Below are 26,539 nucleotides of genomic sequence, written 5' to 3'. Positions count from 1 at the left end.
CCTAGTGAGTGGATGAGCGCCTCGCGGCCAAGGTACCGGGACAACGAGCCGGCCACCCCGAAAGGTGCCCGCCCCGTGCCCCGGTACACACCGTCCGCAGTGCTACTTGGCGGTCGGCGGCGTGGGCTTCTTCGCCGCGGGCTTGCGCGCGGGAGCCTCCATGGGTTTGCGCGCGGGCGCCTTCTTGGCGGGCGCGGCCGACGTGCGGGGCTCCGTCCTGGCAGCGGTCTTCGGCTCGCTCTTGGCGGCGGGCTCCGCCTTCGGCTTCGGCTTCGGCCCGGACTCCCGGCGCGGCTCGACGACGACAGCGATCTCGACGATCTCCTCGGCGGTCTCGCCGCGCCACGTCCGCACCGTCTGCTCGCCGCGCTCGGCAACCTTCTCGTACGTCTCCCGGGCCCGTACCGCGTACTCCGCGGCCACGCCCAGGCTGCGCAGCGCCAGGTCCTGGGCCGACTCGCTGAGCTTCTTCAGATCGGTGTCGAGCGACCCGAGCACCTCGGAGACCTTGGCCTGCACGGTGGCCTGCGCCTCCCTGGCCTGCGTGGTCACCTTCTCCTGGACGGCCTTGGGGTCCGTGTTGCGCACGGCCTCGATCCGCTCGGGCGCCTCGGCCCGCAGCTGCTCGATCAGGGCCGGAACCTTCCGGGCCTGCTCTACAGCGAGGTCCGCCGTACCGGCGGCGAAGTAGAGCGGGGTCGGGTCGGTGAGGGTCTTACGCAGGTCATCGGTGATGGCCATGACTGTGGTCCTCCCGGATCATCAGACTCAGTGTGAGGGTGGTGAAGGCTTTGAAGCTGTATCGGCATCCGTGCCGTCCGCGCTGAGGCCGGATTCGTCACCGGGGTCCTCCGGGACGGTCTCGAACCCGTTCTCCTTGCGGAAGGAGTCGTAGATCTGCAGCAGCACGTTCTTCTGCCGCTCGTTTATCGAGGGATCGGCCAGAATGACCGCCCGGGTCTCCAGCTCCTCCCGCTCCCGCTCGTCCAGAATCCCGGCCCGTACGTAGAGGGTCTCGGCGGAGATCCGCAGGGCCTTGGCGACCTGCTGCAGCACCTCGGCGCTCGGCTTGCGCAGCCCGCGTTCGATCTGGCTGAGGTACGGATTGGACACTCCGGCGGCGTCGGCGAGCTGCCGCAGCGACAGCTGCGCATGGCGACGCTGCTCGCGCAGGTACTCACCGAGATTGCCGACGTTGAGTGATGCCATGACTCGATAGTGCGCCATCGCTGCTAACTATTGCAAGCACATGCTTGCAATAGTGTTCCGCGCCACGTGCCGCTCCGGTCGCATTCCGGTCGTCCATGTCCGTTCCCTGTCTATCTGCGGTTTCCCGCCGAATCTGCAGAGTGAAGTGAACGGGTCCCGGACGACCTGCGCAGCGAGTTGCTTCACCGTCCCGCGAGGAGGATCGGACCAGTGGCGGTAGCGGGTTGAGGGTTGCGCTCGGTGCAGGCGTCCGTGCGTTCGTCTAACGGTGGTTTTGCCGGAAGGGACCGCGGCGGTGCCGTACTGCCCCGTGAAGCCGTGGCGAGCTGTTGGTGCTGGTGCTCTCGCGCTTGGCAGTCAGGATGGCTGGACTTGGTCGAAGAGTGCGAGGGCTTCGGCGGGGTCCGGGCTCACGAGGCGTTCCAGACCGGCCGTCGTGATCTTCGCCCACCGGCCGGCCCGTGCCCACATCTGTTCCTCGAAGGCGCGGACGGTCTCGTCCAGATCTTCGGGGCCGGTGGCGATGGACTCGGCGAGTTCGGCGCCTTCCAGCATCGCGAGGTTCGCGCCCGCCCCCAAGGGGGGCATCAGGTGGGCGGCGTCACCCAGTAGCGTCACCCCGGGGACGTGGGTCCAGGTATGGGACACGGGCAGTACGTAAAGCGGGCGGTGGACGAAAGCGGTGCCGTGGCGGAGGAGGCCGAGGACGGGAGCGGCCCAGCCGTCGAACAGAGCCAGCAGGCTCGATCGCACGGCCTCGACGTCGGCCAGGTCCAGGTTCGTGTGCCAGTCCAGCGGCGCGCGGAACTGGGCGTACACCTTGACGTGGCCGCCGCTGTTGCGCTGGGCGACGAGAGCTCGGTTCACGCCGTACACAGCCACGGAACCGTCGCCGATCAGCCGGGCGAGGTCGGGGTGGCGGGTGTCGACGTCGTCGAGGGAGGTCTCGACATAGGTGACGCCGGTGTAGTGCGGTGTCGCCGACGAGACCGCCGGGCGGATCCGGGACCAGGCGCCGTCCGCGCCGACCACGAGGTCGAACGTCTCCTGCCGCCCGTCCGCGAAGTGGACCAGTACGCCATCCCGGGTCCCCGCCACCACCTGCGTCACGCCCCGACCCCACTGGACGTCGAGAGGGCCGAGCAGCAGGTCACGGAGTTGCCCGCGGTCGATCTCGGGATTGGCCCGGTCATCCGGCCGGGGCCGCCAGTCGCGCAGGACGGTCCCGTCCGCGTCCAAAATGCGCATGGCCTGCCCCTCGGGACGAGACAGCGCCAGGAACTCCGCCAACAGCCCCGCCTTGTCCAGCGCGAGCTGGCCCAGCCCTTCATGCAGGTCCAGCGCGCCGCCCGGGGGGCGGGCGTCGGGGGCGGGATCGCGTTCAAGGACGGTGACGGCGTGGTCATGGCGGTGCAGGACGCGGGCGAAGGTAAGGCCGGCAGGACCGCTCCCGACCACTGCGATGCGGTGTCTCATGTCGATACACTGTATTGCTCGTATACGGTGCATCGCAACGGTACGGTGTGAGCATGACTGTGTGGGACCGGCCGGAGCCGCCGACTCGCCCCTTGCCGCTCGACCGGGAGCGGATTGTCGCCGCCGCCATCGCGCTGGCCGACGAGGGCGGGCTGGAGGCGGTGTCGTTGCGCAAGGTCGCGGCCCGCCTGGACGCCGGTCCGATGCGGCTGTACAGATACATCTCCACCAAGGAGGAACTGTTCGACCTCATGGTGGACGAGGTCCAGGCCGAGATTCTCCCCGAGGAGCAGCCCGGTGACTGGCGGGAGGCGCTGCGCGCCCTCGCCCATCGCACCAGGCAGGCCGCTCTCCGTCACGAATGGCTGGCCGACCTGCTCGGCGGCCGCCCGGCCCTGGGCCCGAACGGCCTCGCCGTGACCGAGGCCACGCTGGCCGCCCTCGACGGCCTCACCGATGTCGACACCGTCATGCGTGCCGTGGAGACTGTCAGCGCCTACTTCATTGGCGCGATCAGGCGCGAGATCGCAAACCTGCGGGCCGAGCGCGCCACGGGCCTGTCCAAGCACGACTGGCAGCGCGCCCACGGCCCGCATGTGACGAGCATGTTGGCCACGGGCCGCTTCCCAGCGCTGGCCAAGGCCGTGTACGACGGCACGGACGTGGACGCCGAGACTTCCTTCGCGACCGGGCTGGACTGGGTCCTCGACGCCGTGGCCGCCAAACTCACCCGACCGTCAGTGTGACGCTCAGCCCCTGCCGAATGTGAGCGAGGTCAGGGTCGGTGTCCACGGGCCGGGCACAGTGGCGATGCCGTCGAAGTCGGCGTTCTACCGGCTCGTCGTGGCGATGAGCGAGGGTACGCACGCCTTCGGTGAGGCCACATCCCGCAGGTCAGCGGCTCGCCGCCCGCCAGGAGCGTTCACCCCTTCCTCGGCCTGCCGACCCGGCGAGATGGTGCAGATCGACACGACACCGCTGGACGTGCTGGTGGTCCTCGAGGACGGGGTGAGCGGACGCCCGGAGCTCACGATCGCCGTCGACGTGGCAACGAGGTCGATCTGCGCTGCGGTGCTGCGACCGGCAGGGACCAAGGCCGTGGACGCCGCGCTGCTGCTGGCCAAGATGCTGGTCCCGGAGCCGCTGCGGCCCGGCTGGTCGGACGCGCTGGCGATGTCGGCGACGCTGATCCCCCACCGAAGTCTGCTGGACATCGACGCACGCCTGGAGGAAGCGGCCGCCAAGCCGGTGATCGTGCCGGAGACGATCGGCATCGATCACGGCAAGGTGTTCATCTCCGACACCTTTCTGACCGCCTGCCGGTCGCTGGGGATCTCCGTCCAGCCGTCCCGCCCGGCCACCCCGACTGACAAGGGAATCGTCGAGCGGACGTTTTCCTCGATCAACACGCTGTTCTGCCAGCACATCCCTGGTTACACCGGTTCGAACACGACCCGCCGGGGCGCTGAGGTCGAGGCCGTCTGGACGCTCGCGGAACTGGACGACCTGCTGCAGGAGTGGATCGTGGCCTGCTGGCAGCAGCGGCCACACGAAGGACTGCGCAGCCCGTTCCTACCGGGCCAGCCCATGTCTCCCAACGACGCACATGCCCTGCTGGTCTACCGCAGCGGCTACCTGCCGATGCCGCTGAGCGGCCCCGACTACCTGGAGTTGCTGCCGGCACTCTGGCGTTCGGTCAACGACTACGGCATCCGCATCGACCACCGCACCTACAACTGCCCCGGACTGAACCCGCTACGGCGCCGCTCCTCGGGAGTGACCGCCAAAGGCGGGCTCTGGGAAGTCCACTACGACCCCTACGACCTGTCCCAGGTCTGGGTATGCGACGCGCGCACCCGAGAGTGGATCAGTGTTCCGTGGACGCACCGGCACCTGGTCTCGGCACCGTTCGCGGACTTCACATGGCGCCGGGCCCGGGACCTGCTCGCGATGCGAGGGCGGGACGACACCGACCAGGCCGCCGTGGCCGCCGCAGTAGACCAGTTGCTGACCCGAGCGGAAAGCGGGCCGGCGGCGTCGTCACCACCGGCCGCAAACGCATCCACTGGGCCGCCCATCCTCCGAGCCGTCCCAGCAGAACTGACAAAGCGCAGCTCAGGGATACCTCACCAATTCAGACCCCCTGGGAATGGACAATAGGTGTCGTATTTGCACGACAACTGTCGTCATGCGCGTTCGGCCTCCTGGTGCAGGTTCTCCTGGGTCGGCCTCCACGGGCCTCCGAGAAGCGGCGTTGTCAGTGGCCTCTGCCAGGGTGTGCGTCGTGAACGAACTGGTGGAGTGTGTCGACGACCAAGATCGTGTGCTGGGGATGGTGGTCAGCCGCCGGCAGGCCATCCGGGAGGGTTGGCTGCACCGGGTCGCCGTGACGGTGTGTCGTGATGAGCGTGGGCGGATCCTCGTTCACCGGCGGTCGGAGCAGCTGTCGCGCTTCCCCGGGCTCTACGAGGTCGTGGTCGGTGGCGCCGTGGATGTCGGTGAGTCCTATGAACAGGCCGCCGCGCGGGAGCTGGCCGAAGAGCTGGGCATTCGTGTGCTGCCGCGCTTGCTGTTCACGTTCCTCAACCGCAGCGGTTTGAGCCCTCACTGGCTCGGCGTGCACGAAGCCGTGGCGCCGGACACGGTGGCCCCCGATCCTGATGAGGTCGCCTGGCATGGCTGGCTGACCGAGCCGGAGTTGCGGTCGGCCCTGCTGGAGTGGCGCTTCACCCCCGACAGCCATGAAGCCTTCAGCCGGTATCTCGCGTTCCGGACCGCGCAGTCCTGACCTGCCCGCCCCGCGGGCTGGGACGCCGCGACAACTTGCCTGTGAAAAGCACGGAACACGTCAACAACGATGCGAATTCGGCGACAGATATCGTGCTCAGTGCTTCGAGAAAGGCCGGGTCGGGATAGGAGGTTACCGACAACTATCGCGCCCAGGCTCAGCAAGGCGCTGACTCCGAACGAGAAGTACGCCGCCCCTCCGCCTGCACCGGCACGAGCCGAACACCCTGGTGACGATGGCGAGATACCTGCACCAGCGCACGGGCGGCATGATCGGAAGCCTTTCCCACCTCGTCCGGGCGGCGGCGATCTCCGCGATCCTCGATCAGAGTGAACGCATCACGCGGGCCACGATCAAGAACATCCGCATCGACCACAGCAGCGAAACCTCCGGCCACGGCCGTCCCTCGTCCCTGCCCCACACGGGATGAACGTGTTCCGCCCGGCTCTGATCCGTCCTCTGCCCATCCCGCTGCCGCCGTTTCCCGGCGAGTGCGAGTCGTCCTACTGGTCCCGACTGGCCCTGGCCAACCATGTCTCTCTGGCCCGGCTGCGGGCACCGTCACGCTGGCTGGAATCCCGCCTGACCAACGTCGACGTCCTCTGCATCCTCAGCGGCGAGACTCGCCAACACCTGGCCCGCACACTCCCCGACCTTCAGACCGACGACCGCCCTGCGGATCCGCCCGCCATCCCGGATGACCACGTTCTTCGCTGGGCCTGCCGCCGCTGCGTCGTCGCGCGCACCGGCGCGACATTTCCCGCGCAGATCTGGGCACCCATCCACGACAACGTCTGCACTCGCCACAAGCTCTGGGTCGGTCAGCACGTCCACGCGCCCGAGGAGCAGCTCGATCTGTCCCGCACCCCCGATGTCGTTCGAGCACAGCAGAAGTACTGGCGCCTTCGCCGACATCACGGCCCGGCCCTCATCGACCTCTGCGAGGAACTCACCGCAGGGCTCTGGGCCGGCCTCGCCCACCGCCACTACCGGCTCGTCCACCGAGCCGAGACCCTTCACGACCTGGTCCGAGTCAAAGGGCCCGAAGTCGAGCCGGACAGGAAGGCACCCTGGCTGACAGCAGCCGGATTCCCCGAACGCGTCGCGCTGATCCACATGTTCACGTCTCCCCACTGGAGGAAACTGGCGATGAGCGACGACTTCTACGTCTCCCTCAGCAGCATCGCCAAGTTCCACCAAGGCTTCCCCACCGAGAGCCCGATCCGCGGCACCAGCCGCGTCTGGCTCACGAAAACCGTCAGGTCATCGGCTGCGGAGATCGAGTATCGGCTCGGCAACCCCGACGGCATAGCCACACTCATTGCCGCGAGAACACCAATCAGCGCGTGACGATGCAGAAGGGATGCCCAGCAGGGTCGGTGAGGACCCGTGCCTTGTCCCCATGCGGCTGGTGATCCGGCTTGCCCGCACCCAGCTCCAGCAGCCGGGCCTCGGCCTCGTCCAGGCTCTCCGCGACCTTGAAGCAGATGTGAAGCTGCTGGGGAACGATCTGGTCAGGCCAACTCGGAGCCCGGTAGTCCTCGACCCGCTGGAAGCCGATGAAGAGTCCGTCCTCACGGTTGAGACCGGCGAACTCGGCGTCCGACTTCGGGTGTGGTTCAAAGCCGGTGGCCTGCTGATAGAACGCCGCCAGAGCCAGCGGATCAGGGCAATCGAGTGTTATCGCGACCAGTTCCATCTGCAGGGACATGAGAACTCCGAGCCAATCAGTGGACTTCCGTGCACGCCATAGAGGCGGCTGCCTACGGTTGAGCGGGACGGGGAGAGCGCGTTCGTTCCGCTCAACCGTAAGCACAGCAGGTCAGGGCCGCACCATGCCAACAGTTATCTGGGACAGGACAGGTCGCATTCCGGTCGTCCACGTCACGACACCGCCCAAGGGATCCCCGGGGGGCGCTGCGCCTGGCCGCGGTCGGCGTCGGGTCACCACCGGGTGATGAGCGGCGTGCCCGGTTCGTGCTGCCGCCAGGATTCGGTGAGGCGGACGAGGCGGGTGGGGGCGGCGATGCCGCGCACGGTTGCGATCCTGCCGCCTGTGATGTCGAACGTCACGGCGCCGATGACCTGGTCGCCGAGCACGAAGAGGATGGCGGGGGCGCCGTTGACGAGCGCGTAGTGGATGGCGGGTGTGCCGCCAGCCAGTCGCCGTTTCGCGGGTGTGGGCTTGAAGCCGGCCCGTGCGACGGCGGCGATGCGCTCCGCAGTGTCGAACTGCAGCAGCTTCTCGGCCAGGCCGGCGCCGTCGGAGATCGCGGTCGCGTCGTCGGTGAGCAGCGCCACCAGCCGTTCGGTGCGGCCCGAGGAGGCAGCGGCGAGAAATTCCTCGACGATCCTGCGGGCGGATTCGAGGTCGACTTCGTCGCCGCCGCGGCGGCGCGCGGTGGTGATGCGGTTCCGGGCCCGGTGGAGGTGCTGCTGGCTTGCGGATTCGGTGATGTCGAGGATCTCGGCGATCTCGGCGTGGCTGTAGGAGAACGCTTCGCGCAGGACGTAGACGGCCCGCTCGAGGGGTGACAGGCGCTCCATCAGGGTCAGCACGGCCAGGGAGACCGTTTCGCGCTGCTCGAAGGTGTCGGCCGGGCCGAGCATCGGGTCGCCGTCGAGGAGCGGTTCGGGCAGCCAGGCGCCCACCGTGCGTTCGCGGCGGGCCTGTGCCGAGCGGAGCCGGTCGAGGCACAGGTTGGTGACGACCTTGGTCAGCCATGCTTCCGGCTCCTTGATCCGCTGCCGGTCGGCGGTCTGCCAACGCAGGAACGCGTCCTGCACGGCGTCCTCGGCGTCGGCGGCGGAGCCCAGCAGTCGGTACGCCAGCGAGGCCAGCCGGTTCCGGCTGGCCTCGAACCGGCTGGTGTCGAAGCGATCAGTGGCGGTGCTGTCCACGCGGACCACCCTAGGCGGCTACCCGACCGCCTTCCCAGCGGACGCGACGGCGTTTTCGGCGGTCGCGTCCGGCGCGGCGGCCAGGCGGTGCTTGCGCTTGGGCATGTAGAGGGTCGGGTGCGCGGTGGCCCACCGGGAGAGCTCGACGAGGCCCGACTTGATCCGTGCGATGTTCCGGCCGCCCATGTGCTTCGGCTTTGCCTGCCCTTCGTTGTCGACCATCTGCCAGATCGCGTCCCGCCGCCCGAGGCTGATGTGGTTGTACGTGTAGACCAGCTTGGCGTTCGCGATCTTGCGGCCGGTCAGGTGTCCCACGATCGACTCGATGGCCTGCTGGCTGGTGCAGGCGGCCGAGGAGCAGGACATCGGCAGCAGCCGGCCGTTGTCGCCGATGGCGTAGGCGCTGTCACCGATGGCGTAGACGTTCGGGTGCGACACCGACCGCATGGTGCTGTCGACGACGATCCGACCGTCCTCGGTGACCTCCAGCCCGCCGGCGGCGGCGATGGGATCGACCGCGAACCCGGCCGTCCACACGGTTGCGTCGGACGCCAGAGCGGAGCCGTCGGCGCACAGCACCCGCGCCGCTTCGACGGCTTCGACGCAGGTGTGCTCCAGGACGGTGACGCCCAGCCGGTCGCAGGCCCGGCGCAGGTGGCCGCGGGCTCCGGCGGAGAGCCGGGCGCCCAACTCGCCGCGGGCGATCAGCGTCACCGACAGGCCGGGCCGGGACTCGGCGATCTCGGTGGCGGTCTCGATACCGGTCAGCCCGTCGCCGATGATCACCACACTTCCGCCATCGCCCCGCCTGCCCAGGCTGTCCAGGCGCTCGCGCAGCCGCAGCGCCGAGGGCCGGCTGGCGACGTCGAAGGCGTGCTCGGCCGCGCCGTGGACGCGGTCGACGGCGCCGTGGCTGCCGAGCGCGTAGACAAGCGTGTCGTAGCCGAGTTCGCCGCCACCGTCGGCGTCGGCCACGGCGACGACCCGGCGCTCGGGGTCGACGGCGGTGACACGGGCCAGGTGCAGCCGAATCCCCGTGCCCGCGAAGACGTCGGCAAGCTTGGGAGTATTGATCTGCTGGCCGGCCGCGAGCTGGTGCAGGCGCATTCGCTGGACGAAGTCCGGCTCGGCGTTGACCACGGTGATCTCGGTGTCCGCCGGGGACAGCCGGCGGGCCAGGTTCCCGGCCACGTAGGCCCCGGCGTAGCCGGCGCCGAGGACGACGATGCGGTGCTTCATGTCTCGCTCCTGTCGGTTCGCTTGCTCCTTCGGTGAGTTGAGCGGAACAGCCCCCCCGATTCCTGACAGGAACTGGATGTGCCGTGGATCACAGACAGGCAGGAGCCCCGCCCGACGATGCTTGCGACGCCGAGGCGGCACAGATGCAGGCCGAGCCGAACGAGGTGATCTGATGCCGATCACCGTCGACACCGACGTCATGCTCGCCAAGCGGAAGACGTCCGTGGGCGAACTCGCCGAACGCGTCGGCATCACACCCGCCAACCCGGCCGTCCTGAGGAATGGGCCGCGCCAAGGCAGCCCGCTGCACAGGGCCCGCCCGCTGCCCACGACCTGCTTTGCGGCTGATGTCTGGGCTAGGCCTGCGGGGTCATCTTCGAGGGTCACGACCCGATCTGACGAAAAGTCACTGGCTTCCTCTTGCATCCAGCGATGAGACTTCCGGCGTGACGCTTCACGAGAATGAGATCCCAGTCGACGAGACGCTAGTCCGATCGCTGCTGAAAGCACAGCGCCCGGAGTGGGCTGACCTACCGTTGTCGCCCGCAGGCGCAGGTACGGACAACACCATGTATCGGCTGGGCAATGACCTGCTCGTGCGACTTCCACGAACCGCCGACAAGGGACAGTCCGTGTGGAAGGAACAGGAATGGCTCCCTCGCTTGGCGCCCCTCCTTTCATGTCCGATTCCCGAACCCGTCCACGCCGGGACGCCCACCGACGCCTTCCCACTGGTCTGGTCGGTCTACCGCTGGATTGACGGTGGTGAAGCCGGCCCGGACACCGTCCGGGACTGGCCCGCTTTCGGAGCCGACCTGGCGGCGGTCGTGAGGGAACTCCACCGCATCGACCTCATGGGAGCGACCCGCACGGACGGCCTCAGCTGGTACCGGGGAGGCAGCCTGAAGCCATGCGACCAGTGGGTCACCGGGTGTCTCGACGACTGCCGGACCACGGTGGGTTCTGAGCTCGACGTTGACACTCTGGAACAGTTGTGGCGAGCCGCGCTCGCACTGCCCGAGCCCTCGGGGCCCCAGGTGTGGCTCCACGGCGACCTCAAGCCGACCAACCTCTTGGTCCGGGAAGGCAAGCTCCACGCAGTCATCGACTTCGGAGGACTCTCGGTCGGCTTTCCCGACGCCGAGCACTCCACAGTCTGGGACCTGCCGCCACAAGCCCGACAGGCCTACTGGAACACCCTGAACCTCGACGATGTGACCTGGACCCGCGCCCGCGCCTGGGCGGTCGCGGTGGGCGTCAGTGGGATCTCCTACTACTGGGACACCTTCCCCGCCTTCGTCGCCGAATGCCGAGCACGACTTCAGGCAATCCTCGCTGACGCGGCTACGCGTTGAGTGGCCTCCCCGGCACAGGAGGAAGGGCCATACGGCGCAGGTTCAGTGACACACGGCGGAACGCCGCGCGGAATGGAGCACCTTCGCCAACACGCCGTCAGCCCAACTCGTCTCACCGAACCTGCACCGCCCTGGTCCGGCCACCTGCCCCGTCGCGACCCAGAGATCGACGTCGCTCTCCAGTTTCGCGCGAGTGTCCCGCAGCCTCTCCTCGAGCCCACGCGGCGGCGCGCCTGTCATGCTTCCTCCAGTCACATCGTGGAAAGCCCTTCCTCCGAGGGAGGGGCTCCGTCGGTCGTCGGTCGGTCCATCGAGGCCGCGGGCTTCGCCGGCGGCGTGGCCTCCAGCGCCCTGATGGCCTCGCGCACACCGCCCGTCTCGTGGGCCCGGTGGACACGCGACGTACGCATCTATTCGGCGGCGGCAGCACCTGAACCTCAGCGGTGACGGATCAGGGCGTGCCTGTCAGCGATGCGGCCTCCCAGGCGAACCCGTCCGGGTCGGTGAAAGCCCCGGCGTCGCCGCCGAGCACGAGCCGGTGCGATCCGGTGCCGTCGGCAGGGACGCCGGCGTCCTTGGCAAGGGCACGACGCTTGTACAGCGCCAGCTTGACGGGACCCGACCCAGCGGCGAACTCGACGTACTTGCTGCCGAAGCTCCTCGCCACGGCGAGGCCGCGGTCGACGTAGAACCGCTTGCTCGCGGTCATGTCGGCGACTCCCAGCAGGAGCACCATCTCGTCGATCTCCCGGGTGGCCGGGCCGGTGTCCTTCTTCGCCGAGGTCGCGACCTTCCAGATCGTCCCGTCCGGGGCCTGTACGACGCCGCCGTAGCCCCAGAGCGACTTCGAGGCCGGCTTCAGCGACGTGGCACCGGCGTCGAGGGCGGCGTCGACGAGGCTGTTGACGGTGGACGGCTGGGACACCGTGAGCGACAGCGTGAACCCGCGGAAGCCGGTCGTCGGCGCCTCGGAGGCCCGCAGGCGCAGCCGAGTGCCCAAACCGAAGGCGGTGGTGTAGAAGCGGTCGGCGGCCGTGGGGTCGGCCACCTCGAGGGTGATGGATTCGATGGAGGTCATGTCCGTCACGCTAGTTGCGGCTCGGCCGCCGGTGCTTCTCGATTCCTGACCGGTCTGGTCACCTGTTTCGTCACGCACGACGGCATCCCCGCCGCAGCGCCCGCAGCGCTGCTCCGGTAGGCGCTGGGCGGCATGCCGACGCGGGCGGCGGCCAGGTGAGGGCCGGTGGCCGGCTCGCCGGGACGCAGGACCACGGAAGCGCCGGCCGCCGTGTTCTTCGCGGTGGTCGCGACACCGGCCACCGAGGGCAGACCGATGACCGAACGGCTCAGCGAAGCTCTTGGATGCGGATCAGGTTGCCCGCGGGATCGCGGAAGGCGCAGTCGCGAACGCCGTAGGGCTGATCGGTCGGCTCCTGGACGACCTCGGCGTCGCCGGCCTGCACCTTCTCGAACGTACCGTCGAGGTCCCGGGTGGCCAGCAGGATCCAGCCGTAGGTGCCCTTGGCCATCATCTCGACGATGGTCCGGCGCTCGTCCTCGGTGACCCCTGGGTCGGCGGCCGGCGGCGCCAGGAGGATGGAAGTGCCGGGCTGATCGACGGGGCCGACCGTGATCCAGCGCATCGTGCCGTGTCCGACGTCGCTGCGGACCTCGAAGCCGAGGGTGTCGCGGTAGAAGGCCAGGGCGGCGTCCGGGTCGTCATGCGGGAGGGAGGCCGTGTGAATGGTGATGTCCATGGCCGTCACGTTAACTGCGGGTCGGTGACCGACGCTTCTCGATTCCTGCTCGACGGCGTGCGCCTCGCGGCCCTGCCCGGCCGAGCGCTCGATCACCTCCAGAGGCCGCGGACGGCCGACCGGTGGACGGACTGCGGCGGGCGGCACGAGGCGCGGACGGGGGGAGACCGCGAGTTCGCCGAGGCGTCGAGTGCGTACGCGGGTCGCACGCGTGCCTTGCGGCTGTGGGAATGTGACGCCGGAGCCAGCAGGAGCTGAGACCGGTCGGCAATGGGGGGCGGACGTCACCGGCCGCGCGGCTGAGTGAAGCGCAGCATGTTGCCGGCGGGGTCGCGGAAGGCGCAGTCGCGGACGCCGTAGGGCTGGTCGGCCGGCTCCTGGAGTACCTCGCCGCCCGCGGCCCGGATGCGCTCGAAGGTGGCGTCGCAGTCGTCGGTGGAGAAGATCACGCCGCGCAGCATGCCCTTGGCCAGCAGCTCGGCCATCGCCTGCTTGTCGGCCGGTGAGGCGTTCGGGTTCGCGGCCGGCGGTTCGAGGACGATCTCCACGTCCGGCTGCGCGGGGGAGCCGACGGTCACCCAGCGCATCCCCTCGAACGCCACGTCGTTGCGTACCTCCAGGCCGAGAACGTCGCGGTAGAAGACGAGCGCCTTGTCATGGTCGTCGACTGCGATGAAGCACTGGGAAAGCTTGATGTTCATGCCTTCGACGCTACGGGCGGTCGGCGGTTTCCGCTTCCCCGGTCCTGACCGGTCCGTTCCTGACCGGCCGCGTGAGGATCTTGGCGACGCACGCCGGAATGGCCGCGCCCGGGTCGTGGCGGCGGGCCCGGTACGCGCTCGGGCTCTCGCCGACCAGCTCGGTGAAGCGCGAGCTGAACGACCCCAGCGACGTACAACCGACCGCGAAACAGACCTCCGTCACACTCAGGTCTCCCCGCCGCAGCAGCGCCTTGGCCCGCTCGACACGGCGGGTCATCAGGTAGCTGTACGGGGTCTCGCCGTAGGCGGCCCGGAAGCTGCGGGAGAAGTGCCCGGGCGACATGAGGGCGACGCGCGCCAGTGCCGGGACGTCGAGGGGCTGGGCGTAGTCGCGGTCCATCACGTCCCGGGCCCGGCGCAACCGTACGAGATCCTCAAGTGTCACCGGGCCAGCCTAAGACCGACCGGCACATGGGAGGCGGCGTCGCGGGGCTGGATGCGCACATCTGCGGCGTTGTCGTCGGTCAAACGCCGGCCCGGTCACATCCCGGCCCGGCGCCGCAGCCGTTCTCGCGCGGGCGGCTCGGTACGGCACCGGGCGTGGACATCGGGTCAGGCGTCGAGCACGGCGATTTCGACCTGGCTGAGGAGGCCCCGGTCCGCGATCACGTCGATCTCGGTGATCCCGTCCGCCGTGACCGTGAAGCCGAGCACCAGGGCCAGGCGGCCGAGCGGAGCCATGACGAGACCCACCGCGCCGTTGACCAGCCCCAGCTGGGTGAACCGGGCCCGGCCCATGGCGGCCATCGCGCCCTGGGCGACGGTGCGGGCACCGCGGACGACGATCGGTTCGGGGGTCGGCACGACCGCCGGGTCGGCCCGGAGGACGACGTCCGGATGGAGCAGCCGGACCAGTGCGTCGAAGTCCCCACCACGGGTGGCAGCGAGGAAGGCATCGACCACCTGACGCTGGCGGGCCAGGTCGGCGTCGGGCACCGGGGCGGCCCCCTTGACCCGGCGGCGGGCGCGGCTCGCAAGCTGTCTGGCCGCTGTGGGGGAACGCTCGATCATCGGGCCGATCTCGTCGAAGGGCACGGCGAACAGGTCGTGCAGCACGAAGGCGATTCGCTCGGCCGGTGTCAGTGTGTCGAGCACCACCAGCAGCGCCAGTCCGACCGAGTCCGCGAGCAGCGCTTCCTCCTCGGGGTCGCGCCCGTCCTCCTGGTCCGCGGCCGTTTCGGGAACGAGTGCGGCTAGAGGATCCTCGCGCCGGGACTCGCGCGCCCGCAGCATGTTCAGACACACCCGTGCCGTCACCGTCGTCAGCCACCCACTGAGGTTCTCGACGCCGCTGGTGTCGGTGCGATTGAGGCGCAACCAGGTTTCCTGAACAGCGTCATCGGCCTCACTCACCGAGCCGAGCATCCGGTACGCCACGGCTCGCAGACGGGCCCGGTCCGCCTCGAAACGCTCGGTCAGCCCTGCGCTGTCGTCCATCCGGTCACATTCCTTCCCCATGGCGGGTCATATCAGCAGACCCACAAAACACCGCTGATTGTGACGGGAGTTCGACTCCCGGACGAACGAATTGGAGACCACCATGGCCACCTCTCCCCTTCTGGTCACCGGCGGCACGGGCACGCTCGGCCGCCTCGTCGTGCCGCTCCTGCGGGACGCCGGACGTCAGGTACGGGTCCTGAGCCGGCACAGCCACGAGCCCGAGGACGGCATCGAGTACGTGACCGGCGACCTGCTCAAGGACGAGGGCGTCGAGTCCGCGGTGGCCGGGGCCGGGACGGTGCTGCACCTCGCGGGCGGTCCCAAGGGAGACGACGAAGCGACCCGGAACCTGGTACGGGCCGCGTCGCGAGCCGGAGTCCAGCACCTCGTGTACATCTCGGTCATCGGGGCGGACAAGATGCCGATCGGCTACTTCAAGTCCAAGCTGGGCGCTGAGCAGGCCGTGGCCGACTCGGGCCTGCCGTGGACCACGCTGCGTGCCGCCCAGTTCAACAACCTGGTCCTGACCGTCGTGGAGAAGATGACGAAGTTGCCGGTGATTCCGGTGCCCGGCGGACTCCGATTCCAGCCGGTCGACGCGCGTGAGGTGGCGGCCCGGCTGGTGGAGCTGACGCTCGGCGAACCGGCCGGCCTGGTGCCGGACCTGGCCGGACCGAACGTGTACGGAGTGGCCGAACTGAGCCGCGGATACCTGCAGGCGCGCGGCAAGCACCGGCTGATGATGCCGGTCCGGGTTCCGGGGAAGGCCGGGCTCGCGTACCGGGCGGGCGAGAATCTGTCGCTCGGCGAGGAGACGTCCGTGGGTACGCGGACATGGGAGGACTTCCTGACGGAGCGGGTGGCCTGACTTCCGCAAACGCTCAGGACGCCGTCGTGGCGAGGGCGGACAGGAGCGTGTCGGTCCTCAGGCGCAGTTCGAGTGTGCGGGCGCCGCCGACGACCACGGACAGCACGTCGCTTCTTTCTCACCTGCGGGGATTTCGACATCAGCGGCAACAACCTCCCTTCCGGGTGCCGGCCGGGGCGCGCTTCCCCGCCGGCCGGCGCGGAAGGGGGCCCCTGGCCCTCAAGGCCTTGAGGGAGGGCGTGCTGGGCGGTGCGACGGGGCAAAGCCTGCCGGGAGGGGGACTAGGCTCCGGACATCACCGTCTGGCTCTGCCAGGCAGCCGGGCGGGTCGACGGAGGGGTACGGCATGAAGGTTCTGATCGCCGGGGGCGCGGGCTACATCGGCAGCACGATCGCCTCAGCCTGCTCGGACGCCGGGATCAGTCCGGTGATCCTCGACAACCTCGCGACGGGCAGGCGGGAGTTCACGTCCGGGCGCCCCTTCTACGAGGGCGACATCGCCGACGGCCCGCTGATCGACCGCGTCTTCGCCGAGCATCCGGACATCGACGCCGTCGTCCACTGCGCCGCACTGATCGTGGTCCCCGACTCGGTGGCCGATCCGCTGGGTTACTACCGGGCGAACGTCACCAAGAGCCTGGAGTTCGTCTCCCATCTGCTGCGCAACGGCTGCGAGCGCCTGATCTTCAGCTCCTCCGCCGCCATCTACGCCGCGGACGAGAACCTGACGGTCGACGAGGAGTCACCCCTCGACCCGCAGAGCCCGTACGCCCGGACCAAGGCGGTCTGCGAGGGAATGTTCGCCGACATCGCCGCCACCCGGCCGATCCGCGTGCTGTCCCTGCGCTACTTCAATCCGATCGGCGCGGATCCCAAAATGCGTACGGGACTTCAGCTCCGGCGGCCCAGCCACGCCCTGGGCAAGATGATCGAGGCTCAGGAGGAGGGCGTCGCGTTCCAGGTCACGGGCACCCACTATCCGACGCGCGACGGGTCGGGCATCCGGGACTACGTCCATGTGTGGGATCTGGCCGCCGCGCATGTGGCGGCGCTGGACAGGTTCGACGCACTGCTGCCCGGGACGGACGGCTCCCGCTCCACCGTCATCAACGTGGGCACCGGCACGGGCACCACGGTGCGCGAACTCCTCACCGCCTTCAACAGCGTGGCCGACGCCCCGGTGCCGTCGGTCGACGTCGCCGCGCGGCCGGGGGATGTGGCGGGGGCGTACACCCGCAGCGAACGCGCCCACCGCCTGCTGGAGTGGCAGCCGCAGCACTCGGTGGCGGAGGGCATCCGGCACTCGCTGCAGTGGGCCGCCACTCGCGACGCGGTGCTGAGGCCGTAGTCCGTACGCGCACAGCGGGCGGGGCCGCCCTCCCTACCGGTCCCCCTCGATCCCCGACCTCAGCTGCACGAAGGCGAGTTCGGCCGCTCGCACCGCGTCCCCGTACACCTCGTCCGCGCTCTCCCCGGCGTCGATCCGCCGCCAGCTCTCCATCGCCAGGATGCGTTGCACGGCGATGATCTGCCCCGCCGCCAGCCGGTCCCGCACCCCGTCGCCCAGCGCACGTGCGAGCGCCGCCTCCGAGCGGCTCTGGTACCCGTACAGGCGGGCCACCAGCGACGGCGTCCCGTACAGCATCCGGTGGAACGCCAGCACCTCCGGCGCATCGCAGAGCCCCGTCACCGGATCGTGCCGCTCCAGGCCGTCGAGGAAGTGGCGGCGCAGGGCGTCCAGCGGCGATTCGCCCTCCGGGCGGGCCGCGATCACCCTCGCCGCCTCGTCCTCGTGGTCGGCGAACCGGTGCAGCGCCAGGTCCTCCTTGGTGGGGAAGTACCGGAACAGCGTGGGCTTGGAGATGTCGGCGGCGGCCGCCACCTCCGCCACCGAGACCTTGTCGAAGCCCCGCTCCAGGAACATGGCGATCGCGGCATCGGAAACTGCCTGGTACGTCAGCTGCTTCTTCCGCTCCCGCAGGCTGATCGGCGGCTGAGCCGCGGTCCCGGGTCGGTCCTTCTCTCCGTTCATGACCACGAAGCGTACGCCGTTGACCTCGACCGGACTTGGCGTCCGAGGGTGGGAACACGGGCACCGGACCGGCCGGCCGCCCGAACGCGGAGGGGCGCGATCCGCATGCGCGTGGCGCTGGTCAGGGAGCTGAGCGGTCCGGAGGTACTGGTTCCGGCCGAGCGGCCCCACCCGGTGGCGGGGCCTGACGAGGTGGTGATCGACGTGAGTGACGTTGACACGCTCACGTACGCCCGGCCGGACGCCGGCAGCCGCGCACGCGGTCAGAACACATCCGGGCACCAGGCACGCCGCCGCGCCCGGAACACCCCGTCAGCCACCGCCGCCGCGCCCGGCGTGAGCTCGTCGATCCGGCCCAGTGCCGCGAGCCGCAGTACCGATTCGTCGCCGAGGTAGAGCGTCCCCAGCTCCCGTACGTCCAGGGCCAGATCGGCGCTCTCCGCGGTCGGCGTGCAGGACGCGCCGTCCGGGGAGGCCTCCAGGCGGAAGCGGCCGCCGCTCAGGCCGGCCGGGTCGCGGATGTCCAGGGTCAGGGTGGCCGGGACGGCGTAGGTGCGCGCCTCCAGGGCTCGTACGACATCCAGGATCCGCACCCACATCCAGTCCGCCTGCGTGACGATGCGGGCCGCGCGCGGGTCCGGGAGGAGGAGGGGAAGCAGGTCGTCGGGGGCGCGGTAGCCGGAGCGGACCGTGGTGACCCAGTCGATCGAGCAGACGAAGTGCCACAGCGCACGTTCCGCCGCCGGGGTCTCGGCGATCAGACCGAGGACGGACGCCCGGTTCAGCGGCTGCTTCGCGTCGCCCCACTTGTCGTCGGCGCGGTAGCCGAGCAGGCCGTCGACCTCCCCGTCCGCATTGCGGTACACGGCGTGGAACGGTTCCGTCCATGAACCCGGCACGGGCAGGTCCTCGCCGGTGCTCAGCTGCCACCAGCGGTCTCCGCGGCTGACCACGCCGTGCTGCCGGGCGCGCAGCCGGTCGTGCAGGGCGGGGCCGATCTTGCGCACCCCCGCCCCGTCCACCAGGTCGATCCGGCCGCCGTCCGCCGCGGACGGGCCCGACCAGCGCGGGTCCAGGCCGGCCCGGGGGACGTCGATCTCCCACTCGGTGGTCCAGGTGGCCGGGCCGAACCCGTACCGCCCGTAGATCGGGTACTCGGCGGCGATCAGCGTCGCGACCACCTCGCCGCGCTCCTTCGCCGCCGCCAGGTCCGTGGCCATCATCCGGCTGAGCAGCCCGCGCCGGCGGTGAGTGGGCGACACCGTGACGTTGGTGACCGCGTCCGACGGCACGGTGGCGCCGCCGACGACCGTCAGCTCCTGGGCGAACGACCGGAACGACGCCACGCACCGCCCGTCGTCGAACACCCCTTGGGTACGGGCCAGGTCCGTGTGCGGGAGGCGGCTCGCGACCTCCCCGTCCGTCACCGTCGGCGGGCGCAGAAAACCGGTGTTCACGGCACGCAGCCAGTTGGGGTACTCGGATTCGCTGACGGTACGGACCTCAAGAGTCATGCGCAGCACGCTAGGCATACGGGACGGAAATGTCGCCAGGTTTTCCGGGCTTCCCGGGAGACCCGAACGGTCAGAACGCCGCCCGGATCACGCCCACTTCCGCGCCGCCGCCCAGCAGCGGCGCCCGGCCGATCCGGTCCACCACCGGGGCGTCGATGCCGAGCAGCTCCAGCGCCCTGGCCAGCACCGGGCCGAGCGCCCGCCCGCCGCCGTCGTCGATCTTGAATGCCAGCGCCCGGCCGTCCGCCAGCGCCACCGCCTGGACCGCCTCCGCGCCCATCTTGGAGAGCGTGCCCGGCACTTCGCGCATCAGCCAGGTGTCGGGGCGCCGGGTGCCCGCGACGTACTCCGGGTGGGCGCGCATCGCATCCGCCACCCGGCGCTCCGCGGTGCCCGCCTCGGCCAGCACGAACGAGCGGAACGCCCGCGCCAGACCGACCAGGCTGATCGCCATCAGCGGGGCCCCGCAGCCGTCCGTACCCACCGCGGTGACCGGCTCGCCCGCCGCGTCCTCGACCGCCTGGTGGACCAGCTGCTGGAGCGGGTGGGCGGGGTCCAGATAGGTCGCCGGGTCCCAGCCGTTGCGTGCGCACACCGCGAGCATCGCCGCGTGCTTGCCGGAGCAGTTCATGGTGATCCGCTCGCGGACGCCGCCCGCGGCGAGATAGGTCTCCGCCTCCGCCGGGTCCAGCGGCAGATCGGGCGGGGTCTGCAGATCGTCCGGCGTCAGTCCGTACTCGGCGAGCATCTTGCGTACGAGATCGAGGTGGAACCCCTCGCCCGAGTGGCTCGCGGCGGCCAGCGCCAGCCGTTCCCCGGAGAGGTCGAGCCCGGCCCGCAGCACGGCGGCGGCCTGCATCGGCTTGTTCGAGGAGCGCGGGAAGACCGCTGCGGCCGGGTCTCCCAGCGCCTGCTCCACACTGCCGTCGGCGGCCAGCACGACCAGCGAGCCCCGGTGGTGGCCTTCGACGAAGCCGGACCGTACGACCTCGGCCAGAACGGGCAGCTCAGGGGCCGCCGGGGATATGAAGGGGGTGGAGCTCATCGCGGCGGCCTTCCGGGGCTGTGCGGGACCCGCCCCGGAAGGATCGCTTCAGGTGAGCAGGTCGTCTACTTGTGCTTCCCCATCACGGTACCTGCGGGCGATCTCCGCACTGCAATCGTCCGTGGTGCACTGCAGCTGGTGACGGCGGCGGGAGACCTGTTGTTCATAGCGCACGAGCCGTCCCATTGCGGTGTGCAGCTCCGCGTCGGTACGGGCGTCGAGGTCGGAGAGTTCGACCTCGGCGAGTGTCTCGGCGGCCAGCCGGCGGAACTCGTCGCTCCGCGGCGTGGTCAGCGTCACGTGCCGGGCGGACGAGCGGTGCCGCGACGGGGTGTCGGCGAGGATCTCGGAGAGCCGGTCCACGACCGGGGTCTCGGGGGCCCGGCGGCGGGCCAGCTCGGCCCGCAGGATGTCGATCCGCCCCTGGACCAGACGGCGTACGTAACTGAGGTCTGCCTCATCGCGCTGCGCGTCGCGGCGCAGCGCGCGCAGTTCCGGCAGCCGCAGGGAGCCCAGCTCCGGCTGCGAGGGACCGGGCAGGCCGTCGTCGAGGCCGGGACCGGTCCGCTGCACGGGCGGACGCATGGTGCTGGTACTCGTACTGGCACCGGCGGCACGCGTGACCGGTACGACACCGGGGGACTGCCCGATTCCATATGTACTCATGCTCTGTCCATCCCCTCGACCGATGCGTCGGCACACCGCCTCCCGTGCATGGTGCCACCCCACACCGCGCCTATGCAGATGCTCTGTACCCGTTCAGCCCAAGATAGGTTGGTCTGTATGCGTGCGGTGATACAGAGAGTGGACGGCGCGAGCGTCACGGTGGCCGACGGCGCGAGCGACGGGAGCGGGCCCGAGGTGGTCGGCGAAATCGTCGGCGAAGGGCTGTGTGTGCTGGTCGGAGTCACCCACGGGGACACCGTGGAGAAGGCGGCGCAGCTCGCCCGCAAGCTCTGGTCGGTGCGCATCCTGGAGGGCGAGAAGTCCTGCTCCGATGTGAATGCACCGCTTTTGGTGATTTCACAGTTCACTCTCTACGGGGACGCCCGGAAGGGGCGCAGGCCCACCTGGAACGCCGCCGCGCCCGGCGAGATCGCCGAACCGCTGGTCGACGAGGTGGTGGCGCAGCTGCGGGCGCTGGGCGCGCAGGTGGAGACGGGCCGGTTCGGAGCGGACATGCGGGTCTCGCTCACGAACCATGGCCCGTTCACCGTACTGATCGAGGTCTGAGCCGGATTCGGCCGTGCGCGTCCGTAGACGGCTTCGCGTAGCGGATCTACGGCTCGACGACCGTCTCCTGGGCCGCCGCGGTGTCCCCCGCGAGTAGTTCCGCGTCCACCGCCACGTTCCGCTTGACCAGCGCCAGCGCGATCGGGCCCAGCTCGTGGTGGCGGGCGGACGTCGTGATGAAGCCGAGCTGACGTCCCTCCGCCCCGTCCGCTGCGAGCCGCACCGGGGTGCCGTGTCCGGGCAGAATCACGTCGCTGCCGTCCAGGTGCAGGAAGACCAGCCGGCGCGGCGGCTTCCCCAGGTTCTGCACCCGGGCCACGGTCTCCTGACCGCGGTAGCAGCCCTTCTGGAGGTGGACGGCGGTGCCGATCCAGCCCAGCTCGTGCGGGATGGTGCGGTGGTCGGTCTCGAAGCCGAGCCGGGGGCGGTGAGCCTCGACGCGCAGCGCCTCGTAGGCCAGGATGCCGGCCACCGGGCCGTTCTCGGCGGCGTAGGTCTCCAGGTCGGAGCGGGGCAGGAACAGGTCACGGCCGTGCGGCGTCTCCCGTACGGTGACGCCCTCGGGGACCTCCGCGATGGAGCCGGCCGGCAGGTGCACGACGGCGAAGTCCCCGGTGCGGTCGGCGACCTCCACCCGGTAGAAGAACTTCATCGAGTCCAGATAGGCGATCAGGTCGCCCTGGGTGTCCGGTTCGACGTGCATCCACACCGTCTCGCCGTCGTCGACGAGATAGAGAGCGTGCTCGATGTGCCCGTGCGAGGTGAGGATCAGCGCCTCGGTGGCCTCCCCCGGGGCGAGTTCGCTGACGTGCTGGGTGATCAGCAGGTGCAGCCAGGCCAGCCGGTCGCTTCCGGTGACGGTGACGACGCCGCGGTGCGAGAGGTCGACGAGGCCGGTGCCGTCGGCGAGGGCTCGCTGCTCGCGGAACAGGTCGCCGTAGTGCGCGGCGACACCTTCGTCGCGGCCCTCGGCGGGGACGGCGCCGGGCAGGGACAGCAAGGGGCTCTTCATGCGACCAGCGTACGACTCGGCTTACGGCCTCCCCCACGACAGGGAGGCCGTTATGGCGCCGACGCGGGCGGCCGGGGCTGATCGCCCGGCTCACCGTCCGCCGCCTTCGCCGTGCAGCCGGCGCAGCGGCCGAAGATCGCGAAGTGCTTCATGTCGGTCTCGAAGCCGAAGCTGTCCCGCAGCTTCGCGGTGAATTCGGCGACGACGTCGACATCGGCCTCGATGATGTCCTCGCAGTCCCGGCAGACCAGATGGATGTGGTGGTGGCGGTCGGCCAGGTGGTACGTCGGCGCCCCGTGCCCCAGATGGGCATGGCTGACCAGCTGGAGCTCCTCCAGAAGCTCCAAGGTCCGGTAGACGGTCGAGATATTCACACCGGACGCCGTCCTGCGTACCTCGGCAAGGATGTCGTCGGGCGTCGCGTGTTCCAGCGTGTCGACGGCTTCCAGGACAAGCTGCCGCTGCGGCGTCAGCCGATAGCCGCGCTGCCGAAGATCGGTCTTCCAGTCGGTGCTCACCACAGGGCCAGTGTAGGACCGGGTGAGCACCTGACCGCAGGTTGTTCGCGTACCTGGGAGGCGTGCGGCTACTTGAAGAACGCGATGCCGTCGTCCGGCAGGTCGCCGAGGCTCTTCGCCATCGCCTCGACCTCTTCCGGGGTGACGACCTTCTTCAGGTGCGCCGACATGTAGGGGCGCAGCTCCACGTCGGGGGTGGCCTTCTCCCCGACCCACATCAGGTCACTGTTCACATAGCCGTAGAGGCGCTTGCCACCGTTGTAGGGGCCGGAGGCCGCGGTCCGGGCCACCGCGTCGGTGACCAGGTCGATCTGCGGCTTCTGGTGGGCGAGCTCGCCGTACCAGATCTCGATGACCCCCTGGTCGCGGACCATGACGACCTCGACCTTGCGGTCCTTGTCGATGCGCCAGTAGCCGGACTCGGTCTCCAGCGGCTTGACCTTGTTGCCCTCGGCGTCGAGCACCCAGGAGTGCGAGACGTACTCCAGGAAGTCCCGGCCGTCGTGGCTGAAGGAGACTTCCTGGCCGAAGTTGCACTTCTCGGCGCCGGGGAAGTCGGACACACCCGCGCCCGCCCAGTTGCCGAGCAGGAAGGCAAGCGGGACGAGGTCCGGGTGGAGGTCGGACGGGATCTCGATCATGAGCGGCTCAGACGATCTGTGAGGGAGTGGTGAGTGGTGCGGACCCGGGTCAGCGCTGGCCCTGGTACAGCTTCTTCACGGTCAGGGCCGCGAAAGCAAGAACGCCGACGCAGACCAGAACCAGCAGGGTGGTGAAGAATGCCTCAAGCACGGGAGCTCCTCGGACGAGCGATAACGAGCGGTATGGCGGCAATACAGGGCCGGACCCCAGCCTAATGGGTAGGGGCCCGGCGCGACGGTTCGGGGCGTGCCGACGGAAGGGGCTCCCCGGCGTGCGGGTCAGCCCAACAGCTGGTTCATCAGGGTCAGTGTCCGGTGGAACGGGACGCGTTCCGTGCCGGCCTTCCCCTTGCGGGACTGGATGACGAGGGCGGCTGTGTACGCGGGAACGGTGCCCCCATGGCAGTTCCTGTCTCCGTTTCCGGCCCGAGCGCCCTTGCGGACAGAAGCTGACCTAAAGGCTCCCTATGGTCGTGCCATGACGCAGACGCAGAGGATTCTTGTCACCGGTGCCACCGGAACCGTCGGCCGCCAGGTCGTCGCCGAACTGCTCGCCCGCGGCCATGCGGTCCGCGCCCTCACCCGGGATGCGGCGAGAGCCGCCCTCCCGGCCGGTGTCGAAGTCGTCCAGGGTGATCTCGCCGAACCCGACAGCCTGATTCCGGCCTTGGAGGGCGTCACCGGCCTCCATCTGATCACCTTCGGCGGGCCCTACTTCGCCCCGCTGGAGACCGGCCCGCGGATCCTGGAGCTGGCCCGCGCGGCCGTACGCCGGGTCACCGTGCTGCATGGCGGCGGGCCGTCCCTGCTGGAGGACGCCGTGCGTGCCGATGACGATGTGGACTGGACCGTGCTCATGCCGGTCGAGTTCATGGCCAACTGCCTGGGGTGGGCGGACGGGATCGTGGCCTCGGGCGAAGTACGCGAGCCGTTCATCTCCCGGCTGAGTGCCATGGTTCACGAGGGCGACATCGGCGCCGTCGCCGCGGTCGCGCTCACCGAGGAGGGCCACGGGGGCCAGGAGTACGTGATCACCGGCCCCGAACTGCTGACCGTCGGCGACAAGGTGGCGACGATCGCTGCCGCCCGCGACCGGGAGATCGCCCTGGTCGAGCTCAGCGAGGAGCAGGCCATCGTGCAATGGCGGGCGGCGGGCCACCCGGAGGACGTCATCGGCTTCCTGATCCAGGCATACGGGAATACCCCGGAGGTGGGCCGTACGGTCGTCGACACCGTCGAGAAGGTCACCGGCTACCCGGCCCGCACATTCGCCCAGTGGGCCGCGGAGCACGCGGACGCCTTCACTGCAGCAGCACCTGCGGCCACGGCATAGCCCCCGCGTAGTACAGGGGACGGACGCGGAAGGAACCGCTATGGCGGTCGGGTGGGGTTGCGCGGCCGGCGATTACAGTTCGGCATATGCCGAAGAAGCTCGTGATCAAGGTGACCGCAGGTGCCGATTCCGCCGAGCGCTGCTCGCAGGCGTTCACGGTGGCGGCGGTCGCCGTCGCCAGCGGTGTCGAGGTCTCGCTCTGGCTGACCGGTGAATCCAGCTGGTTCGCACTGCCTGGCCGCGCCGCCGAGTTCGAACTCCCGCACGCCGCACCGCTGCCGGACCTGATCGAGTCGATTCAGGCGGGCGGCCTGATCACCCTCTGCACCCAGTGCGCGGCTCGGCGCGACATCACCGAGAACGACGTACTGGAAGGCGTACGGATCGCCGGTGCCCAGGTCTTCGTCAGCGAGGTCATGGCGGACGGCGTCCAGGCCCTCGTCTACTGACGGTTCTTCCTGCCGACGGCGGACAGTTCTGCTACTAGTGCCGCGACCGGCAAGGTTTGCCCGTCAAGGAGCGGCGACCGGTGCGTGTGATCGCAAGGCGGCCCTGGGGTGGGGTCTCCCCTGCTCGAACGAAGCTGAGAACTCGGGGAAGGGGCTACCTGGGCTTTTGGCCAACGCCGCGAGCGCGCGTGCCGGGCGTCGCGACGGGGCAAACCTTGCCGGTCGCGGCACTAGCGGCGCTTCTTGCCGTCGAGCTCGTCCCACCACTCGTCCGACTGCGGGTCGCCGGACGGATCGTCCCACCAGCGGTCCTCCGGCCCCCGCCGGTTGGCGAGCATCGCCGCGACGGGCGGGATGACCATGGCGACCACACACATTCCGACGGCGACGGGCATCGACCAGAGCCGCACGAAGGCCCAGGCGGAGACGAAAAGGACTATGCATCCGCCCATCATCAGGAAGTAGCGGCGACGGCGCCGGGCGTACATAACTCAAGGGTAGGCCCGATCCCGGCCTGTGCGCCCGGCACGAACGGACCCCCGCACACCCTGTGGACGGCGCGAAGGGCCGTACCCCGGTTCAGAAGGCGTCCAACCCCCTGGGGTACGGCCCTCCGGCCGTTCTGTGCCGCGGATCAGACGGCGATGGCCACCTCGGAGAGGCCACCGGTCTGCGCGACGACCGTGCGGTCGGCGCTGCCGCCCGGGACGAGGGCGCGCAGCGTCCAGGTGCCCTCGGCCGCGTAGAAGCGGAACTGTCCGGTCGCCGAGGTCGGGACCTCCGCGGTGAACTCGCCGGTCGAGTCCAGCAGACGGACGTAACCGGTCACCGGCTCGCCGTCGCGGGTCACGCTGCCCTGGATCGTGGTCTCACCGGGCTTGATGGTCGAGGCGTCGGGGCCGCCGGCCTGTGCTCCACACATGGTGTTCTGTCCTTCTGGTCGGGGTCGGGCTGGTCCAGGTCGTGCG

31 protein-coding genes and 2 pseudogenes are annotated in these 26,539 nt (G+C 69.8%); 12 read left to right on the top strand and 21 right to left on the bottom strand.

Annotated elements, in window-relative coordinates; all coding sequences use genetic code 11:
* Positions 1-102: 102 nt before the first annotated feature.
* From AB0N06_RS15320 to AB0N06_RS15310, 3 genes are all read right to left on the bottom strand, one after another.
* Positions 103-741 (bottom strand): hypothetical protein, encoded by a 639-nt coding sequence (locus AB0N06_RS15320; protein WP_366135160.1) that lies wholly within the window; start codon positions 739-741, stop codon positions 103-105.
* 27 nt (positions 742-768) lie between these two features.
* Complete coding sequence (locus AB0N06_RS15315; RefSeq protein WP_366135159.1) at positions 769-1,209, bottom strand: helix-turn-helix transcriptional regulator; 441 nt, start codon at positions 1,207-1,209, stop codon at positions 769-771.
* 357 nt (positions 1,210-1,566) lie between these two features.
* Entirely contained in the window at positions 1,567-2,685 is a 1,119-nt protein-coding gene (locus AB0N06_RS15310; protein ID WP_366135158.1) for an NAD(P)/FAD-dependent oxidoreductase, read from the bottom strand.
* Positions 2,686-2,738: 53 nt separating this feature from the next.
* On the opposite strand from AB0N06_RS15310, the gene AB0N06_RS15305 reads away from it, so the two are divergent.
* The 5 genes from AB0N06_RS15305 to AB0N06_RS15285 all read left to right on the top strand — a co-directional run bounded on the left by AB0N06_RS15305 (position 2,739) and on the right by AB0N06_RS15285 (position 6,823).
* The gene (locus AB0N06_RS15305) at positions 2,739-3,431 is read left to right on the top strand and encodes a TetR/AcrR family transcriptional regulator C-terminal domain-containing protein (RefSeq protein ID WP_366135157.1); all 693 of its coding nucleotides are present in this window, start codon (positions 2,739-2,741) and stop codon (positions 3,429-3,431) included.
* A gap of 19 nt (positions 3,432-3,450) precedes the next feature.
* Positions 3,451-4,845: a Mu transposase C-terminal domain-containing protein gene (locus AB0N06_RS15300; RefSeq protein ID WP_366135156.1), complete on the top strand. Its 1,395-nt coding sequence runs from the start codon at positions 3,451-3,453 to the stop codon at positions 4,843-4,845.
* A gap of 115 nt (positions 4,846-4,960) precedes the next feature.
* Positions 4,961-5,473 carry an NUDIX domain-containing protein gene (locus AB0N06_RS15295; protein WP_366135176.1) on the top strand — a complete coding sequence of 171 codons (513 nt, stop codon included), beginning with the start codon at positions 4,961-4,963 and terminating at the stop codon, positions 5,471-5,473.
* 235 nt (positions 5,474-5,708) lie between these two features.
* A complete protein-coding gene (locus AB0N06_RS15290) occupies positions 5,709-5,903 on the top strand; it encodes a hypothetical protein (RefSeq protein ID WP_366135155.1) in 195 nt (64 codons plus the stop codon).
* Positions 5,900-6,823 (top strand): hypothetical protein, encoded by a 924-nt coding sequence (locus AB0N06_RS15285; protein ID WP_366135154.1) that lies wholly within the window; start codon positions 5,900-5,902, stop codon positions 6,821-6,823. Before AB0N06_RS15290 ends, AB0N06_RS15285 begins: the two co-directional genes overlap by 4 nt.
* Here AB0N06_RS15285 and AB0N06_RS15280 read toward each other — a convergent pair.
* From AB0N06_RS15280 to AB0N06_RS15270, 3 genes are all read right to left on the bottom strand, one after another.
* Positions 6,813-7,184: a VOC family protein gene (locus AB0N06_RS15280; protein ID WP_031089257.1), complete on the bottom strand. Its 372-nt coding sequence runs from the start codon at positions 7,182-7,184 to the stop codon at positions 6,813-6,815. The genes AB0N06_RS15285 and AB0N06_RS15280 overlap by 11 nt on opposite strands.
* 233 nt (positions 7,185-7,417) lie before the next feature.
* Positions 7,418-8,374, bottom strand: coding sequence for a sigma-70 family RNA polymerase sigma factor (locus tag AB0N06_RS15275; RefSeq protein WP_366135153.1), 957 nt, complete (start codon positions 8,372-8,374; stop codon positions 7,418-7,420).
* A gap of 18 nt (positions 8,375-8,392) precedes the next feature.
* The gene (locus tag AB0N06_RS15270; protein ID WP_366135152.1) at positions 8,393-9,613 is read right to left on the bottom strand and encodes an FAD-dependent oxidoreductase; all 1,221 of its coding nucleotides are present in this window, start codon (positions 9,611-9,613) and stop codon (positions 8,393-8,395) included.
* Positions 9,614-9,785: 172 nt separating this feature from the next.
* On the opposite strand from AB0N06_RS15270, the pseudogene AB0N06_RS15265 reads away from it, so the two are divergent.
* Positions 9,786-9,899 (top strand): annotated as a pseudogene (locus AB0N06_RS15265) (transcriptional regulator); the annotation flags it as partial.
* A gap of 160 nt (positions 9,900-10,059) precedes the next feature.
* A complete protein-coding gene (locus AB0N06_RS15260; protein ID WP_366135151.1) occupies positions 10,060-10,968 on the top strand; it encodes an aminoglycoside phosphotransferase family protein in 909 nt (302 codons plus the stop codon).
* Positions 10,969-11,419: 451 nt separating this feature from the next.
* On the opposite strand, the gene AB0N06_RS15255 is transcribed toward AB0N06_RS15260, so the two are convergent.
* From AB0N06_RS15255 to AB0N06_RS15230, 6 genes and pseudogenes are all read right to left on the bottom strand, one after another.
* Positions 11,420-12,046: a glyoxalase gene (locus AB0N06_RS15255; protein ID WP_366135150.1), complete on the bottom strand. Its 627-nt coding sequence runs from the start codon at positions 12,044-12,046 to the stop codon at positions 11,420-11,422.
* 5 nt (positions 12,047-12,051) lie between these two features.
* Positions 12,052-12,186: pseudogene (locus AB0N06_RS15250) on the bottom strand (AraC family transcriptional regulator); the annotation flags it as partial.
* Positions 12,187-12,314: 128 nt separating this feature from the next.
* The gene (locus AB0N06_RS15245; RefSeq protein ID WP_366135149.1) at positions 12,315-12,725 is read right to left on the bottom strand and encodes a VOC family protein; all 411 of its coding nucleotides are present in this window, start codon (positions 12,723-12,725) and stop codon (positions 12,315-12,317) included.
* Positions 12,726-13,009: 284 nt separating this feature from the next.
* The gene (locus AB0N06_RS15240) at positions 13,010-13,426 is read right to left on the bottom strand and encodes a VOC family protein (RefSeq protein ID WP_366135148.1); all 417 of its coding nucleotides are present in this window, start codon (positions 13,424-13,426) and stop codon (positions 13,010-13,012) included.
* 10 nt (positions 13,427-13,436) lie between these two features.
* Positions 13,437-13,871 (bottom strand): helix-turn-helix transcriptional regulator, encoded by a 435-nt coding sequence (locus AB0N06_RS15235; protein ID WP_366135147.1) that lies wholly within the window; start codon positions 13,869-13,871, stop codon positions 13,437-13,439.
* A gap of 167 nt (positions 13,872-14,038) precedes the next feature.
* Positions 14,039-14,923 (bottom strand): sigma-70 family RNA polymerase sigma factor, encoded by an 885-nt coding sequence (locus AB0N06_RS15230; protein WP_366135146.1) that lies wholly within the window; start codon positions 14,921-14,923, stop codon positions 14,039-14,041.
* 103 nt (positions 14,924-15,026) lie between these two features.
* On the opposite strand from AB0N06_RS15230, the gene AB0N06_RS15225 reads away from it, so the two are divergent.
* Positions 15,027-15,794: an NAD(P)H-binding protein gene (locus AB0N06_RS15225; RefSeq protein ID WP_366135145.1), complete on the top strand. Its 768-nt coding sequence runs from the start codon at positions 15,027-15,029 to the stop codon at positions 15,792-15,794.
* A gap of 346 nt (positions 15,795-16,140) precedes the next feature.
* A complete protein-coding gene (galE, locus tag AB0N06_RS15220) occupies positions 16,141-17,142 on the top strand; it encodes a UDP-glucose 4-epimerase GalE (RefSeq protein WP_366135144.1) in 1,002 nt (333 codons plus the stop codon).
* A gap of 33 nt (positions 17,143-17,175) precedes the next feature.
* On the opposite strand, the gene AB0N06_RS15215 is transcribed toward galE, so the two are convergent.
* The 4 genes from AB0N06_RS15215 to AB0N06_RS15200 form a co-directional block, all read right to left on the bottom strand.
* Positions 17,176-17,826 carry a TetR family transcriptional regulator gene (locus AB0N06_RS15215; RefSeq protein ID WP_366135143.1) on the bottom strand — a complete coding sequence of 217 codons (651 nt, stop codon included), beginning with the start codon at positions 17,824-17,826 and terminating at the stop codon, positions 17,176-17,178.
* Between the two features lie 263 nt (positions 17,827-18,089).
* Positions 18,090-19,340 (bottom strand): GNAT family N-acetyltransferase, encoded by a 1,251-nt coding sequence (locus tag AB0N06_RS15210; protein WP_366135142.1) that lies wholly within the window; start codon positions 19,338-19,340, stop codon positions 18,090-18,092.
* A 70-nt stretch (positions 19,341-19,410) separates the two neighbouring features.
* On the bottom strand, positions 19,411-20,385 hold the full coding sequence (locus AB0N06_RS15205; RefSeq protein ID WP_366135141.1) for an asparaginase: 975 nt from the start codon (positions 20,383-20,385) through the stop codon (positions 19,411-19,413).
* A gap of 48 nt (positions 20,386-20,433) precedes the next feature.
* Positions 20,434-21,051: an ABC transporter substrate-binding protein gene (locus tag AB0N06_RS15200; RefSeq protein WP_366135140.1), complete on the bottom strand. Its 618-nt coding sequence runs from the start codon at positions 21,049-21,051 to the stop codon at positions 20,434-20,436.
* Positions 21,052-21,168: 117 nt separating this feature from the next.
* Between AB0N06_RS15200 and dtd the strand changes: the two genes are divergently transcribed.
* Positions 21,169-21,618: a D-aminoacyl-tRNA deacylase gene (gene dtd / locus AB0N06_RS15195; protein ID WP_366135139.1), complete on the top strand. Its 450-nt coding sequence runs from the start codon at positions 21,169-21,171 to the stop codon at positions 21,616-21,618.
* A gap of 46 nt (positions 21,619-21,664) precedes the next feature.
* On the opposite strand, the gene AB0N06_RS15190 is transcribed toward dtd, so the two are convergent.
* From AB0N06_RS15190 to AB0N06_RS15180, 3 genes are all read right to left on the bottom strand, one after another.
* Entirely contained in the window at positions 21,665-22,630 is a 966-nt protein-coding gene (locus tag AB0N06_RS15190) for a folate-binding protein (RefSeq protein WP_366135138.1), read from the bottom strand.
* 50 nt (positions 22,631-22,680) lie between these two features.
* On the bottom strand, positions 22,681-23,151 hold the full coding sequence (locus tag AB0N06_RS15185; protein WP_366135137.1) for a transcriptional repressor: 471 nt from the start codon (positions 23,149-23,151) through the stop codon (positions 22,681-22,683).
* A 65-nt stretch (positions 23,152-23,216) separates the two neighbouring features.
* On the bottom strand, positions 23,217-23,789 hold the full coding sequence (locus AB0N06_RS15180) for an FABP family protein (protein WP_037695873.1): 573 nt from the start codon (positions 23,787-23,789) through the stop codon (positions 23,217-23,219).
* 478 nt (positions 23,790-24,267) lie between these two features.
* Between AB0N06_RS15180 and AB0N06_RS15175 the strand changes: the two genes are divergently transcribed.
* The gene (locus tag AB0N06_RS15175) at positions 24,268-25,122 is read left to right on the top strand and encodes an NAD(P)H-binding protein (RefSeq protein WP_366135136.1); all 855 of its coding nucleotides are present in this window, start codon (positions 24,268-24,270) and stop codon (positions 25,120-25,122) included.
* A gap of 86 nt (positions 25,123-25,208) precedes the next feature.
* Positions 25,209-25,571, top strand: a complete 363-nt coding sequence (locus tag AB0N06_RS15170) for a DsrE family protein (RefSeq protein ID WP_358860297.1) — start codon at positions 25,209-25,211, stop codon at positions 25,569-25,571.
* Positions 25,572-25,801: 230 nt separating this feature from the next.
* Here the strand turns inward: AB0N06_RS15170 and AB0N06_RS15165 are convergent, their stop codons facing one another.
* Complete coding sequence (locus AB0N06_RS15165; RefSeq protein ID WP_366135135.1) at positions 25,802-26,059, bottom strand: DUF3099 domain-containing protein; 258 nt, start codon at positions 26,057-26,059, stop codon at positions 25,802-25,804.
* Positions 26,060-26,205: 146 nt separating this feature from the next.
* Positions 26,206-26,493 carry a DUF1416 domain-containing protein gene (locus AB0N06_RS15160; protein WP_003968135.1) on the bottom strand — a complete coding sequence of 96 codons (288 nt, stop codon included), beginning with the start codon at positions 26,491-26,493 and terminating at the stop codon, positions 26,206-26,208.
* Positions 26,494-26,539 lie beyond the last annotated feature (46 nt).

The organism is Streptomyces sp. NPDC051020, assembly GCF_040683105.1.
Lineage (GTDB): Bacteria > Actinomycetota > Actinomycetes > Streptomycetales > Streptomycetaceae > Streptomyces.
Note: the sequence above shows the minus strand (reverse complement) of the source record. Positions and strands in the feature narration are given on the sequence as shown.

Bases quoted from the DNA above. Each gene is read 5' to 3' on its own strand.
- galE (WP_366135144.1), top strand. From the start codon at position 16,141: ATGAAGGTTCTGATCGCCGGGGGCGCGGGCTACATCGGCAGCACGATC.
- AB0N06_RS15315 (WP_366135159.1), bottom strand. From the start codon at position 1,209: ATGGCATCACTCAACGTCGGCAATCTCGGTGAGTACCTGCGCGAGCAG.
- AB0N06_RS15200 (WP_366135140.1), bottom strand. From the start codon at position 21,051: ATGAGTACATATGGAATCGGGCAGTCCCCCGGTGTCGTACCGGTCACG.
- AB0N06_RS15170 (WP_358860297.1), top strand. From the start codon at position 25,209: ATGCCGAAGAAGCTCGTGATCAAGGTGACCGCAGGTGCCGATTCCGCC.
- dtd (WP_366135139.1), top strand. From the start codon at position 21,169: ATGCGTGCGGTGATACAGAGAGTGGACGGCGCGAGCGTCACGGTGGCC.
- AB0N06_RS15230 (WP_366135146.1), bottom strand. From the start codon at position 14,923: ATGGACGACAGCGCAGGGCTGACCGAGCGTTTCGAGGCGGACCGGGCC.
- AB0N06_RS15190 (WP_366135138.1), bottom strand. From the start codon at position 22,630: ATGAAGAGCCCCTTGCTGTCCCTGCCCGGCGCCGTCCCCGCCGAGGGC.
- AB0N06_RS15160 (WP_003968135.1), bottom strand. From the start codon at position 26,493: ATGTGTGGAGCACAGGCCGGCGGCCCCGACGCCTCGACCATCAAGCCC.
- AB0N06_RS15180 (WP_037695873.1), bottom strand. From the start codon at position 23,789: ATGATCGAGATCCCGTCCGACCTCCACCCGGACCTCGTCCCGCTTGCC.
- AB0N06_RS15320 (WP_366135160.1), bottom strand. From the start codon at position 741: ATGGCCATCACCGATGACCTGCGTAAGACCCTCACCGACCCGACCCCG.
- AB0N06_RS15215 (WP_366135143.1), bottom strand. From the start codon at position 17,826: ATGAACGGAGAGAAGGACCGACCCGGGACCGCGGCTCAGCCGCCGATC.
- AB0N06_RS15290 (WP_366135155.1), top strand. From the start codon at position 5,709: ATGGCGAGATACCTGCACCAGCGCACGGGCGGCATGATCGGAAGCCTT.
- AB0N06_RS15165 (WP_366135135.1), bottom strand. From the start codon at position 26,059: ATGTACGCCCGGCGCCGTCGCCGCTACTTCCTGATGATGGGCGGATGC.
- AB0N06_RS15285 (WP_366135154.1), top strand. From the start codon at position 5,900: ATGAACGTGTTCCGCCCGGCTCTGATCCGTCCTCTGCCCATCCCGCTG.
- AB0N06_RS15240 (WP_366135148.1), bottom strand. From the start codon at position 13,426: ATGAACATCAAGCTTTCCCAGTGCTTCATCGCAGTCGACGACCATGAC.
- AB0N06_RS15175 (WP_366135136.1), top strand. From the start codon at position 24,268: ATGACGCAGACGCAGAGGATTCTTGTCACCGGTGCCACCGGAACCGTC.
- AB0N06_RS15310 (WP_366135158.1), bottom strand. From the start codon at position 2,685: ATGAGACACCGCATCGCAGTGGTCGGGAGCGGTCCTGCCGGCCTTACC.
- AB0N06_RS15305 (WP_366135157.1), top strand. From the start codon at position 2,739: ATGACTGTGTGGGACCGGCCGGAGCCGCCGACTCGCCCCTTGCCGCTC.
- AB0N06_RS15245 (WP_366135149.1), bottom strand. From the start codon at position 12,725: ATGGACATCACCATTCACACGGCCTCCCTCCCGCATGACGACCCGGAC.
- AB0N06_RS15255 (WP_366135150.1), bottom strand. From the start codon at position 12,046: ATGACCTCCATCGAATCCATCACCCTCGAGGTGGCCGACCCCACGGCC.
- AB0N06_RS15270 (WP_366135152.1), bottom strand. From the start codon at position 9,613: ATGAAGCACCGCATCGTCGTCCTCGGCGCCGGCTACGCCGGGGCCTAC.
- AB0N06_RS15205 (WP_366135141.1), bottom strand. From the start codon at position 20,385: ATGAGCTCCACCCCCTTCATATCCCCGGCGGCCCCTGAGCTGCCCGTT.
- AB0N06_RS15225 (WP_366135145.1), top strand. From the start codon at position 15,027: ATGGCCACCTCTCCCCTTCTGGTCACCGGCGGCACGGGCACGCTCGGC.
- AB0N06_RS15280 (WP_031089257.1), bottom strand. From the start codon at position 7,184: ATGTCCCTGCAGATGGAACTGGTCGCGATAACACTCGATTGCCCTGAT.
- AB0N06_RS15210 (WP_366135142.1), bottom strand. From the start codon at position 19,340: ATGACTCTTGAGGTCCGTACCGTCAGCGAATCCGAGTACCCCAACTGG.